This window comes from Brucella oryzae, assembly GCF_041929965.1.
Classification (GTDB): Bacteria; Pseudomonadota; Alphaproteobacteria; order Rhizobiales; family Rhizobiaceae; genus Brucella; species Brucella oryzae.
On sequence record NZ_JBHEEO010000006.1, the window covers coordinates 211,259 to 222,761 of the forward strand.

Here is an 11,503-nt window from a genome sequence, read left to right on the forward strand (position 1 = left end):
CCCTGCTGCCTGCACGGAGGTTGTCATGGCTGCACGTACTCAAGATTCTGTTTCCAGCACACTCGCAATGCCGCTTGCTGCCCGTCTGGGCACAGCTGTCGTTTCTCTGCTTCTCGGCGCGTTCCTGATTTACGGCGTAGGGCTTGCCCATTCCGATACGCTGCACGATTCAGCACACGATACGCGCCATTCTTATGGTTTTCCCTGCCACTGAGCAGCCTAACCTTTTTGAGAATTGAAGTTGAGCAAGGCTCGATGGCGGACGGCCATCGGCGCGAAATTGCTATTGAGGGACAGAAATGTTGATCCGTTATTTGTTGGCGACGCTTGCTGCCGGTCTTTTGGCCGGGCTGTTGATTACTCCAGCCATGTATTTGAAGACAGTACCGTTGATCCTGCAGGCCGAAACCTATGAAGATGCTGGCGGTGGTCACAGCCATGGCGAGGCGGAAGCCACGCCGCATGAACATGGTGCCACTGCCGCAGATGCTGAAGTAGAAGGAGCCGAACTGCCGTTCGGACGGTTGGGCAATACAATCCTTGCGAATCTCGTGGCAGGCGCGGGTTTTGCCTTGCTGCTCGGTGGCGTGGCCTTGCTTCTCGGGCGTCGCATTACGGCGCAGAACGGCATCTATTGGGGTGTTGCTGGCTTTTTTGCAGTCGCCTTTCTGCCCGCGTTGGGATTGTCACCGGAATTGCCGGCAATGCCGGCGGCCGATCTGGCCGAACGTCAGCTATGGTGGATTGCAACCGTGGTGCTGAGCGGTCTGGGGCTCTATCTCATCGTTTTACGCCAGGAAATCTGGGCGAAGATTCTTGGGCTAGTGCTGATTATGGCTCCGCATCTCTATGGTGCACCGCATCCGGAAGATATTTCGTCTCCCATTCCCGCGCTGCTTGCGTCGCAATATGCGGTCGCATCGCTGGCGACCAACCTGTTTATGTGGGCGGTGATCGGCCTCGCGCTCGGCTGGTTCATCCAGCACTATGCGTCGTCCGAGATTGAGGGTTGATGAAAATGGCTTCGCCGGGAAAATCGGTTCTGGTCCTTGGCGGAGCCCGTTCGGGCAAGTCATCCTATGCCGAGAAGATGGTCGTGTCCTCGGGGCTTCAGCCGCTCTATCTGGCAACAGGACGCGCCTTCGACAAGGAAATGGAAAGCCGCATAGCCATTCACCGCGACCGCCGTGGTTCAGAATGGCAGACGGTAGAGGAGCCGCTCGATCTCATTGGCGCACTAACATTGCATGTTGCTGCGGATCGGTTCGTGCTGGTTGATTGTTTGACCCTGTGGCTGACCAATCTGATGATGGCCGAGCGCGATATAGCAACTGAGACGGCAAGTCTTGTCGCTATGCTGCCGGACCTTGCCGGGTCTGTGGTTTTTGTTTCGAACGAAGTTGGACTTGGGATCGTGCCGGAAAATCGCATGGCACGGGAATTTCGCGATCATGCAGGCTTTCTGCACCAGGCAGTGGCCGCGGTTGCGGATGAAGTTTATTTCATGGCGGCAGGGCTGCCGCTCAAGATGAAGGGATAAATCGATGCAGGGACAGAAAATTCCCGCAACAGTCATCACCGGTTTTCTCGGATCGGGCAAAACGACGATGATCCGCAACCTGCTGGAAAACGCTGACGGAAAACGCATCGCGTTGATTATCAATGAGTTCGGTGATCTCGGTGTCGATGGCGGTATTCTGAAAGGTTGCGGTATCGAAGCATGCCGTGAAGAAGATGTGATTGAACTCAATAATGGTTGTATCTGCTGCACCGTTGCCGATGATTTCATCCCGACCATGACCAAGCTTCTGGATCGCGCTGATCGTCCAGATCATATTGTGATCGAGACCTCCGGCCTGGCATTGCCGCAGCCACTCGTCGCCGCATTCAACTGGCCGGAAATCAAGACGCAGGTAACCGTCGACGGTGTGGTAACCGTGATTGATGCGGCAGCCGTTGCCGAAGGTCGTTTTGCCGATGACCACGACAAGGTGGATGCACAGCGCGCAGCGGACGAATCTCTTGACCATGAAAGCCCTTTAGAGGAACTTTTTGAGGATCAGATTCATGCAGCCGATCTGATTGTCCTCAACAAGGCCGATCTGATTGACGCTTCAATGCTCGACGGTGTTAAGGCCGATGTGGCCGAGCGTTCGTCGCGCCGGGTGAATATGGTTCCTGCGAGCTTTGGCAAGCTTGGAGCTGACGTTTTGCTCGGCCTTGGCGTTGGCACTGAAGACGACATCACCAACCGCAAATCCCACCATGAAATCCATCATGCAGATGGACATGAGCACGATCATGACGAGTTCGAGAGCTTCGTGCTCGAAGCGGGCTCTGTGGCCGATCCCAAGCTGTTCACGGAAAAGCTGAAAGCGGTCATTGCGGAACACGATATTCTTCGCCTGAAGGGCTTTGTCGATGTGCCGGGCAAGCCGATGCGTCTGGTCGTGCAGGCAGTCGGCCCACGCATCGAGCATTATTTCGACCGTCCATGGGGCAAGGATGAGGCGCGATCCACGCGACTGGTCGTGATCGGGCTGCACGACATCGATGAAGCAGCCATCGCCAAGGCCGTGAAAGACGCTGTCTGACCAATGCATCTTCTTCTTGCCCAGAAAGGAACAATCAGCGACGGCAATGAAGCCGTCGATCTCGGCCAGACGCCGGGAGAGATATTGTTCCTTTCCGCTGCCGATACCGAACTGGCCAGTTTGGCGTCGGCACACAGACTTGCGCCGGATTTGCCAAGCTTGCGACTGGCCAATTTCTTGAGTCTTACCCATCCCATGTCGGTGGACGCTTATGTGGAGCGTACTGCCAGATATGCGAGCCTCATCGTGGTGCGCATCATTGGTGGCGAGACATACTGGCCTTACGGGTTGGAAGCGCTGCATGCTTGCGCACTCAATCACGGTATCAAGATTGCCGTATTGCCGGGAGACGACAAGCCGGATCACGGGCTGGACCGGTTTTCGACGATCTCTGCGCACGAGCGAAATGAACTCTGGCAGTATCTGATCGAGGGCGGGGCTGCGAATACCGGCGCATTCCTTCACTACTGCGCTGCGCTGATTGCGGGTTCCGAGAAGCCGGAAAGTGCTGCACCTCTGCTCAAGGCTGGTCTGTGGTGGCCGGGAGAGCATGTCTTGTCGCTGGACAGCATCCGCAAGCACTGGAGCGATGCAAACGCACCTGTCGCGGGCATTATTTTTTATCGGGCGCTGGTGCAAAGCGGACAGACGCAGCCCGTCGATGCGCTGATTGCTGCTTTGCAGGCAAAGGGCCTCAATCCGCTTCCGATATTCGTTTCGAGCCTCAAGGATCGATTGTCTGCCGCGGTCGTCGACGGTCTGTTCGAGGATTGTCCGCCGGATATCGTTTTGAATGCCACGGGGTTTGCAATTTCTTCGCCGGGGGCGGAGCGCAAGCCGACTGTACTCGATAAGCGCGGCAATATGGTGTTGCAGGTGATTTTCTCCGGCACGCCGAAGGCAGTTTGGGAAACATCACAGCAGGGCTTGTTGGCGCGCGATCTGGCGATGAATGTCGCTTTGCCCGAAGTGGACGGACGTGTGCTTTCGCGTGCCGTATCCTTCAAGTCTGCAAAACAGTTCGATGCGGCAGTGGAAGCGAATATCGTGACACACGAGCCGCATGAAAACCGCGTGGGCTTTGTGGCGCAACTTGCTGCAAACTGGGTGCGTTTGAAGCGGAAATCACCTGATGAAAGACGTGTTGCGCTTATCCTCGCGAATTATCCGAACCGTGACGGACGGCTTGGAAACGGGGTAGGGCTCGATACGCCAGCCGGAACGGTTGAAGTACTGCACGCTATGGCGAAGGGCGGCTATCCCGTCGCTGACCTGCCCGTGGACGGTGATGCATTGATGCGTGCGTTGACGGCAGGCCCGACCAATGCTGCGCGTGACGGACGTGAGATTCGCGAAACGATTTCACTGAATCAATACAAGGCTTTCTTTGAAAGACTTCCCATTGCGATTCAGAAGGAAATCGAAGGCCGCTGGGGTGCGCCGGAAAATGACCCTTATTTTGCGCAGGAACTTGTCGCTTTCGCATTGCCGTTGATGCGGTTGGGTGAAACCTTCGTAGGCATTCAGCCTGCGCGCGGTTACAACATCGATCCGAAAGAGACTTATCACTCGCCTGATCTGGTGCCGCCGCACGGCTATATTGCTTTCTACGCTTTTCTGCGTGAGGTCGCAGGTATCAATGCCATTGTGCATATGGGCAAGCATGGAAATCTGGAGTGGTTGCCGGGGAAGGCGCTAGCGCTGTCCGAAAACTGCTATCCCGAGGTCGTACTCGGTCCCATGCCGCATATCTATCCGTTCATCGTGAATGATCCGGGCGAAGGCACGCAAGCCAAGCGTCGCGCCAGCGCGGTCATCATCGACCATCTGACGCCGCCGCTCACGCGTGCTGAAAGTTATGGGCCGCTGAAAGACCTTGAAGCGCTGGTGGACGAATATTACGAGGCCTCCGGCGTCGATCCGCGCCGCCTGCTGAGGCTGAAAGGGCAGATACTCGATCTCGTGCGCGATATCGGGCTTGATCGCGATGCGGGTATTCACGACCATGACGATGAAGATATGGCGCTGCAAAAGCTCGACGCCTATCTTTGTGATCTCAAGGAAATGCAGATACGCGACGGGTTGCATATTTTCGGGCTCGCGCCTGAAGGCAGGTTACTGACCGACCTTCTGGTGGCGCTGGCGCGTGTGCCGCGCGGCATTCCGGTTTCGCTTGGCGGCGCGTTGGGCGACCAGAGCCTGCAACGCGCCATTGCCGCCGATGCGGGGCTTGGTGAAAGTTTCGACCCGCTGGACTGCACGATGGCGGCGCCATGGGCAGGCACGAAGCCGGAAATGCTGCTTGCCGCCAGTCCCGCAACATGGCGCATCGCGGGCGATACGGTTGAACGCATCGAAATTCTTGCCGCGCAACTGGTGGCGGGCGAAGTGCCATGCCCGGAAGGCTGGACACAGACGCGGGCTGTGCTGCAATCTATCGAAGAGCAATTGCGACCCATGGTCGTTTCGTGCGGGCCTTCGGAAATTGAAGGTTTTCTGACGGCCCTTTCAGGCCGCTTCGTGCCGCCGGGGCCATCGGGCGCGCCGACACGCGGGCGACCGGATGTTCTGCCGACGGGACGCAATTTCTTTTCGACTGACAGCCGCGCCGTGCCGACACCGGCGGCATGGGAACTCGGACGCAAATCGGCGGAGCTCCTGATTACCCGCTACACGCAGGATCATGGTGAATGGCCGACATCGTTCGGCCTGACCGCGTGGGGCACATCGAATATGCGCACGGGCGGCGATGACATTGCGCAGGCCTTGGCGCTGATCGGTGTCAAGCCGGTATGGGATATGGCGTCACGCCGGGTAACCGGATACGAAATTGTTCCGATTGCAAAGCTTGGCCGTCCACGCGTCGATGTGACATTGCGCATTTCTGGATTTTTCCGCGATGCGTTTCCAGAACAGATTGCACTATTCGATAAGGCTGCGCGCGCAGTGGGAGCCCTTGATGAGGATGCGGAAGATAATCCGGTCGCAGCACGCATGCGGATTGAGCAGGCGCGCCTCGTTGCAGACGGGGCAGACGAAAAGACAGCGGAGCGCCGTGCGGGTTATCGTGTCTTCGGGTCTAAGCCCGGCGCTTATGGAGCAGGCTTGCAGGCCTTGATCGACGAGAACGGCTGGGCCGGACGCAACGATCTGGCGGACGCCTGGCTTGTCTGGGGCGGTTACGCTTATGGTGCGGGCGAGGAAGGGCAAGCAGAGCGCGGCCTTCTTGAGGAAAGGCTTCGTTCGGTTCAGGCGGTCGTGCAAAATCAGGATAATCGCGAGCACGACCTTCTCGATAGCGATGATTACTATCAGTTCGAAGGTGGGATGGCTGTTACCGTCGAAAGCTTGAGCGGCGCAATGCCTGCGGTCTATCACAACGACCATTCCCGACCGGATAAGCCGGTGATCCGGGCACTGGAGGAAGAGCTTTCACGCGTCGTACGCGGTCGTGCAGCCAATCCGAAGTGGATCGCAGGCGTCATGCGCCACGGCTATAAGGGCGCGGCAGAAATTGCGGCCACTGTCGATTATCTTTTCGCCTTCGCCGCCACCACCGGCAAGGTCGGCAACCATCATTTCGAGGCGGTCTATCAGGCTTATATCGCCGACAAGTCGGTGCATGATTTCATGGCCGAGAAAAATCCGGCAGCACTGGCTGAGACGGCAGCGAAACTCAACGATGCCATCTTACGCGGATTCTGGACGCCTCGCTCCAACTCTGCACGGTTCGAGTTGGAAACATTGAGTTCAAATCTTCAAAAATTGAATCCGGAAAGGGCGGTAAATGGCTGAGAAATCGGAAAAACTTCTTTCGATGACGGAAGAGGAGCTGAATGCACGCCATGCGGACAAGATGCGCAAGAAGAAAGCCGCCCGCGACAAGATCCAGGCGACAAAGACCGAGGAAAAAGGGCTGGTAATCGTCCATACCGGTAAGGGAAAGGGCAAGTCGACCGCCGGTTTCGGGATGGTTTTCCGTGCACTTGGCCATGGAATGAAGATCGGTGTCGTGCAATTCGTCAAAGGCTCTTGGGACACGGGCGAGCGCTGGGTGCTCGAGAAATTCCCCGAACAGGTGACCATCTCAGCATTGGGCGAAGGCTTTACCTGGGAGACTCAGGACCGGACGCGAGATATCGCCATGGCACGTGGAGCGTGGGAACAAGCCAAGGCTATGATATTGGATGAAAGCTACGATATGGTGCTCTGCGACGAGCTTAATATCGTGCTTCGCTACGATTATCTGCCGGTCGAGGAAGTGATTGAAGTTCTCAAAGCCAAGCCGGAGATGAAGCATGTCATCATTACCGGTCGCAATGCCAAGGACGAGTTGATCGAAGCGGCGGACCTTGTGACGGAGATGGAGATGATCAAGCATCCATTCCGCTCTGGTGTGAAGGCACAGAAGGGTATCGAGTTTTGATGATAGATAGCTGGCAATTTTGGGCGCTGATGTCGGCGGTTTTTGCTGCGCTGACGGCAATCTTCGCCAAGATCGGTATTCAAGGCATCAATTCGGATTTTGCCACACTCGTGCGCACACTGGTCATCATCGGTGCGCTGTGCCTGTTTCTGACGGTCACTGGTCAGTGGCAGAAACCGGGCGAGATTTCCGGAAGATCGTGGCTATTTCTGGTGCTTTCAGGTTTGGCGACCGGCGCTTCGTGGCTCGCCTATTTCCGGGCCTTGCAGATCGGCGACGCATCGCGCGTCGCGCCGATCGACAAATTGTCAGTTGTGCTGGTGGCACTGTTCGGTGCGGCATTCCTTGGCGAGCGCATGTCTCTTATCAACTGGTTCGGTATTCTGCTGATTGGCGGTGGTGTAGTGCTGGTCGCGCTCCGGGTTTAGAGCGCATCCCGAAAAGTGTGAAACGGTTTTCGGAAAAGATGCGCGGCCCAAAACAAATATTTAGAGCGCTGATCTGATACAATCAGATCGAAACGCGCTCTAAAACCCGATCCACTGGCGCAGCGGATTGGTTTCGTCCATAAGAAGGCGAACTGCCAGCGCCAGACTGACAACGATCAGAAGCGGTTTAATGATGCGTGAGCCGACCTTCATGGCGAGGCTTGCGCCGATCTGTGCGCCAATGAATTGGGCGACGCCCATGCAGATACCGATCTTCCAGTTGATGACACCGACGGCGGCAAAGGTTGCGAAGCCACCAATGTTGGATGCGCAGTTGAGAAGCTTCGTATGGGCAGTGGCTTTCAGTACGCCGAAACCGGCAAGTGCGACGAAAGCGAGCATGAAGAACGATCCAGTCCCGGGACCGAAGAGACCGTCGTAAAAGCCGATCAACGGAACGAGTGTTACGCCGAACAGGAATGGGCCGATGCGTCGTGCACGATCGACATCGCCAAGGCTCGGTTTGATGGCAAAGTAGACCGCAATCGCGATGAGCAGAATTGGCAGCGCTGCGCGCATGATGTCGACGGGGAGAACTGTTGCCAGCAACGCGCCGAATACGGAACCGATGAGGGAGGCAAGAGCTTCTGGCCAGTGTTGCTTGATGTCCACGTGCCCTTTGCGGGCATAGGCGATGGTTGCCGAAGATGAACCGAACAAACCTTGCAGCTTGTTCGTGCCCAACGCTTCGACGGGTGGGATGCCAGCCAGCAGCAAGGCGGGGATTGTAATCATTCCACCACCACCGGCGATGGAATCGATGATTCCTGCTATGAATGCCGCAGCCGTCAGGAGCAGGGTAAGCGTGTCGAAGAATTCAAGCATCGGGGGAGCCTAAAGGGAGAGGTCGGGGCAACATAGAGCAGTGGCTCGGCGAACGCCAGTCAAACAAGGATAATCTGCGAAGAAAGCCAGTGCGTTAAGCGAGATTGTTTTCCAATGCATCCGGCGTTATTCATTATACGCTGACCGATATTTTGAGGGGTTCCATGAGCGAGAGCATTTTCGAGCGAATTACTGCTTTTCTAAGCAAGAAGAGCGCTGTGCAGCGTGTGGCCGACGACCCGGCACTCGCTTCTGAACTGCTTTTGCTGTTGCATGTGGTGTTTGCCGATGGCGACCAGCATCCGGCTGAAATAGCCGCATTCAAGGAAATTGCCGAAAAGAATTTCGGTATTCCGCCGGAAGAGCTTCCAGAGGTGGCGGAGTATCTCAAGGATTTTGCCTATGAGACGACAACCAAGCAAGCAGCCAACATGCTGGCAGAGATGGCGCCGGAGCGCCGTTTGGCGTTGCTGAGTGACCTCGTGAAGATTGCATGCTCCGATAATCGGCTTGATCGTTCCGAGGCAACGATGATCCAGCGCATTGCTGATACGCTTGGCGTCAAGCCGGAAGAACTCCACAAAGCCCGCCAGTCGTCACCCTGTGGGTTTTAGGAATTACAATACCGTTCTTGGTATGGGTGGTTCGTCGGATGTGACATTCGATGAGCTTTCGGCCTTGGCTGATCAAGTGTTGTCACAAGGTTTGTGTTCGAGGCCGGATGCCATAGCTACCTTGAGCACCAAACGCGGCGATCCGATATGGACTGAGCTTGCGGCGCATTATGCATGTGCACTTTGTTTCTTTGATGCTGAGCGACTGGAAGAGGAAACACCACGTCTTAAAAATCCATCGGAAGCTGTTTTTTGTTCTGTCGGATGTCATGGCGTAGCCGAATCGGCTGCGCTTGCTGCTACAGGGGCTAATGGTTTTCTTATGGTCGAAAAAACTGCATCAGGCCGGGCAACTGCGGCATTGGCTGTTGCCCGATCCTGAACCTGGATTACGCGATAACAGTTTTACACCGCTGAATAACGTAAGCCACGAGCGTAGCAACCGAAAGCAGAGTTGCGGTCGCTGTGATGACGGCAAGATAAGCATTCTCAAAAGCAGCTGATGCCAGTGTTGTCAGAGTTTGTGCATCGGCTGGCGGTAGGGACTGAGCCGCCAGAAGCGCTTCGTCTAGGCTGTCGCGCACAATTGCGGGAATACCTGCGCCTTCAGGAATCACAAGGCTTGCTGTGTAGAACACTGACAAAATGCTTCCAAACAGCGTAACGCCGAGGGCGTTGCCGAGTTCAAAGGAGACTTCTTCAATGGAAGCTGCCATGCCTGCCTTTTCAGCTGGTGCATTCGTCATGATTGCCGAAGATGCACCTGTCATCGCTGCGCCGACGCCGAATCCGAGAATCGCAAGGCCGATCAGATAAAACGATGCCGAAGTCTTGTAAGTCAGAATGTAGACGATAACGCCAAGTGCTGTGATCCCCAACGATGACCATAGCAGTTTGCCTGTTCCGAGGCGTGGTAGCATTATTCCTGCGAGTGGGCCTGCAACGAAGGCGGCAAGAGGAATAGGCAAGATGGACAATCCGGCATGCAAGGGTGTCATGCCTTCAATCAACTGCATGCGCTGACTGAAAACGAGTTCCATACCTGTCATTGATCCAGAGGCCACAAGGGCTGCGAAAACGCCCATCGAAAATAGCCGGTTGCTGAACAGGGAGAAGTCGATCAGCGGTTCGTCGCTTGCGAATTGCCGCTGCACAAAGATAAACGACGCGACCAGTCCGATTGCTAGCGCAGCTGCGAACACGATCATTGATGCATCGCGTTTTGCGAGTTCCTTCACGGCATAGGTGAGTGCAATCAATCCCACCATAATCTGGATAGAACCGATCAGATCCCATTTGCGTTTTGAGCCGAGCGGACGGTTTTCAAGTGTGAAGATCGACAATGCCAGCGCAATCAGTACAACGGGCACGTTGATAAGGAAGACCGAACCCCACCAGAAATATTCGAGCAGAACGCCACCAGCCACGGGACCAATTGCGGCGCCGCCTGATGCAATGGCAGCCCAAATGCCGATCGCAAGCGAACGTTCTTTGTCATCGGTGAATGTCAGCCGAATGATGGAAAGCGTCGCGGGCATCATCATGGCGGCACCGCAAGCAAGAAATGCGCGGGCGGCAATGAGAAACTCTGGGTTCGGTGAGTAGGCTGCGCAGAAGGAGGCAAGCCCGAAGATCGCCAGCCCGGACATGAACATGCGCTTGTGGCCGACCTTGTCGCCGAGCGTGCCGAGACCGGGCAGGAGACCTGCAACGACCAGCGGATAGATGTTCATGATCCAGAGCTTTTCTGAAGCACTGGCCGCGAGATCGTGGGTGAGGCGAGGCAGTGCTGTGTAAAGCACCGTCATGTCGACGACGATCAGGAACAATGCGCTGGAAACAATAGTCAGAACCAGCCAGCGATTTTTAGGCGACATTGGATAGTACCTTTTCAATACGCTTGTATTCAAACTTGCGAGGAAGGCCCACCTAATATAAATCCGTCCGTATGGAAAGTAATAATTTGCACAAAATGGGTAGGCCGCGTTCAATCGACCGCGACCATGTGCTCGATATGGCAGAAAAGCTCGTCGCAGAAGGTGGGTTGGCGGCTCTGACGATGGAGGCCGTCGCGCAGGCTTCCGGTGTGACCAAAGGGGGCGTCCAATATTGCTTCGGCAATAAGGACGGGCTTTTAAAAGCGATGATCGGGCGGTGGGGCGATCGTTTCGACGCACAGGTCGACAAGAAAAGGCAAGGCCGCATGGGCGCTCTGTCTCATATTGCAGCCCATATTCGTGTGACCCGCGAAAGCGATGCCGAAGACGACTCGCGCTTCGCGGCTATGATGACCAGTCTTATTCCGAATACCGAGTATCTGGATGAAACCCGCCTCTGGTATCGCAAGCAATGGGATGGGCTTGATGTCTCCACACGGGAAGGGCGAATGGCTCGGCTGGCCTTCATAGCCAATGAGGGTGCTTTCCTGTTGCGCAGCTTCAATTTCTTCGAGCTGACGGATGAAGAATGGCAGTCGATCTTCAACGATATCGAAGAGTTGCTGCCGGAAACAGATTGACTTTCCACCTTATGGAAAGTCATGTCCGCGGCTCAGGA

At 55.9% G+C, this 11,503-nt stretch carries 12 protein-coding genes; 10 read left to right on the forward strand and 2 right to left on the reverse strand.

Annotated features, from left to right (window positions below; all coding sequences use genetic code 11):
- The first annotated feature begins 25 nt into the window (after window positions 1-25).
- From JNC70_RS08600 to JNC70_RS08630, 7 genes are all read left to right on the forward strand, one after another.
- Entirely contained in the window at window positions 26-214 is a 189-nt protein-coding gene (locus JNC70_RS08600) for a CbtB domain-containing protein (protein ID WP_061346096.1), read from the forward strand.
- Between the two features lie 85 nt (window positions 215-299).
- Entirely contained in the window at window positions 300-1,013 is a 714-nt protein-coding gene (locus JNC70_RS08605; protein ID WP_104755875.1) for a CbtA family protein, read from the forward strand.
- Between the two features lie 5 nt (window positions 1,014-1,018).
- On the forward strand, window positions 1,019-1,540 hold the full coding sequence (gene cobU / locus JNC70_RS08610; protein WP_104755990.1) for a bifunctional adenosylcobinamide kinase/adenosylcobinamide-phosphate guanylyltransferase: 522 nt from the start codon (window positions 1,019-1,021) through the stop codon (window positions 1,538-1,540).
- 4 nt (window positions 1,541-1,544) lie between these two features.
- On the forward strand, window positions 1,545-2,594 hold the full coding sequence (gene cobW / locus JNC70_RS08615; protein WP_104755874.1) for a cobalamin biosynthesis protein CobW: 1,050 nt from the start codon (window positions 1,545-1,547) through the stop codon (window positions 2,592-2,594).
- Between the two features lie 3 nt (window positions 2,595-2,597).
- A complete protein-coding gene (gene cobN / locus JNC70_RS08620; protein WP_104755873.1) occupies window positions 2,598-6,389 on the forward strand; it encodes a cobaltochelatase subunit CobN in 3,792 nt (1,263 codons plus the stop codon).
- On the forward strand, window positions 6,382-7,020 hold the full coding sequence (cobO, locus tag JNC70_RS08625) for a cob(I)yrinic acid a,c-diamide adenosyltransferase (protein ID WP_104755872.1): 639 nt from the start codon (window positions 6,382-6,384) through the stop codon (window positions 7,018-7,020). Before cobN ends, cobO begins: the two co-directional genes overlap by 8 nt.
- Window positions 7,020-7,448, forward strand: a complete 429-nt coding sequence (locus tag JNC70_RS08630) for an EamA family transporter (RefSeq protein WP_104755871.1) — start codon at window positions 7,020-7,022, stop codon at window positions 7,446-7,448. Before cobO ends, JNC70_RS08630 begins: the two co-directional genes overlap by 1 nt.
- Window positions 7,449-7,547: 99 nt before the next feature.
- Here JNC70_RS08630 and JNC70_RS08635 read toward each other — a convergent pair whose 3' ends face one another.
- Window positions 7,548-8,333, reverse strand: a complete 786-nt coding sequence (locus tag JNC70_RS08635; RefSeq protein WP_104755870.1) for a TSUP family transporter — start codon at window positions 8,331-8,333, stop codon at window positions 7,548-7,550.
- A gap of 164 nt (window positions 8,334-8,497) precedes the next feature.
- On the opposite strand from JNC70_RS08635, the gene JNC70_RS08640 reads away from it, so the two are divergent.
- Window positions 8,498-8,947, forward strand: coding sequence for a tellurite resistance TerB family protein (locus tag JNC70_RS08640; RefSeq protein ID WP_061346103.1), 450 nt, complete (start codon window positions 8,498-8,500; stop codon window positions 8,945-8,947).
- 22 nt (window positions 8,948-8,969) lie between these two features.
- A complete protein-coding gene (locus JNC70_RS08645; protein ID WP_104755869.1) occupies window positions 8,970-9,329 on the forward strand; it encodes a cobalamin biosynthesis protein in 360 nt (119 codons plus the stop codon).
- Window positions 9,330-9,336: 7 nt separating this feature from the next.
- On the opposite strand, the gene JNC70_RS08650 is transcribed toward JNC70_RS08645, so the two are convergent.
- On the reverse strand, window positions 9,337-10,824 hold the full coding sequence (locus tag JNC70_RS08650; RefSeq protein ID WP_104755868.1) for an MFS transporter: 1,488 nt from the start codon (window positions 10,822-10,824) through the stop codon (window positions 9,337-9,339).
- 95 nt (window positions 10,825-10,919) lie between these two features.
- On the opposite strand from JNC70_RS08650, the gene JNC70_RS08655 reads away from it, so the two are divergent.
- Entirely contained in the window at window positions 10,920-11,465 is a 546-nt protein-coding gene (locus tag JNC70_RS08655; RefSeq protein ID WP_245414766.1) for a TetR/AcrR family transcriptional regulator, read from the forward strand.
- The last annotated feature ends 38 nt before the right edge of the window (window positions 11,466-11,503 follow it).

What these genes read in the sequence shown, in the direction of transcription:
- JNC70_RS08600 (WP_061346096.1), top strand. Translation starts at nt 26, where the DNA reads ATGGCTGCACGTACTCAAGATTCTGTTTCCAGCACACTCGCAATGCCG.
- JNC70_RS08605 (WP_104755875.1), top strand. Translation starts at nt 300, where the DNA reads ATGTTGATCCGTTATTTGTTGGCGACGCTTGCTGCCGGTCTTTTGGCC.
- cobU (WP_104755990.1), top strand. Translation starts at nt 1,019, where the DNA reads ATGGCTTCGCCGGGAAAATCGGTTCTGGTCCTTGGCGGAGCCCGTTCG.
- cobW (WP_104755874.1), top strand. Translation starts at nt 1,545, where the DNA reads ATGCAGGGACAGAAAATTCCCGCAACAGTCATCACCGGTTTTCTCGGA.
- cobN (WP_104755873.1), top strand. Translation starts at nt 2,598, where the DNA reads ATGCATCTTCTTCTTGCCCAGAAAGGAACAATCAGCGACGGCAATGAA.
- cobO (WP_104755872.1), top strand. Translation starts at nt 6,382, where the DNA reads ATGGCTGAGAAATCGGAAAAACTTCTTTCGATGACGGAAGAGGAGCTG.
- JNC70_RS08630 (WP_104755871.1), top strand. Translation starts at nt 7,020, where the DNA reads ATGATAGATAGCTGGCAATTTTGGGCGCTGATGTCGGCGGTTTTTGCT.
- JNC70_RS08635 (WP_104755870.1), bottom strand. Translation starts at nt 8,333, where the DNA reads ATGCTTGAATTCTTCGACACGCTTACCCTGCTCCTGACGGCTGCGGCA.
- JNC70_RS08640 (WP_061346103.1), top strand. Translation starts at nt 8,498, where the DNA reads ATGAGCGAGAGCATTTTCGAGCGAATTACTGCTTTTCTAAGCAAGAAG.
- JNC70_RS08645 (WP_104755869.1), top strand. Translation starts at nt 8,970, where the DNA reads ATGGGTGGTTCGTCGGATGTGACATTCGATGAGCTTTCGGCCTTGGCT.
- JNC70_RS08650 (WP_104755868.1), bottom strand. Translation starts at nt 10,824, where the DNA reads ATGTCGCCTAAAAATCGCTGGCTGGTTCTGACTATTGTTTCCAGCGCA.
- JNC70_RS08655 (WP_245414766.1), top strand. Translation starts at nt 10,920, where the DNA reads ATGGGTAGGCCGCGTTCAATCGACCGCGACCATGTGCTCGATATGGCA.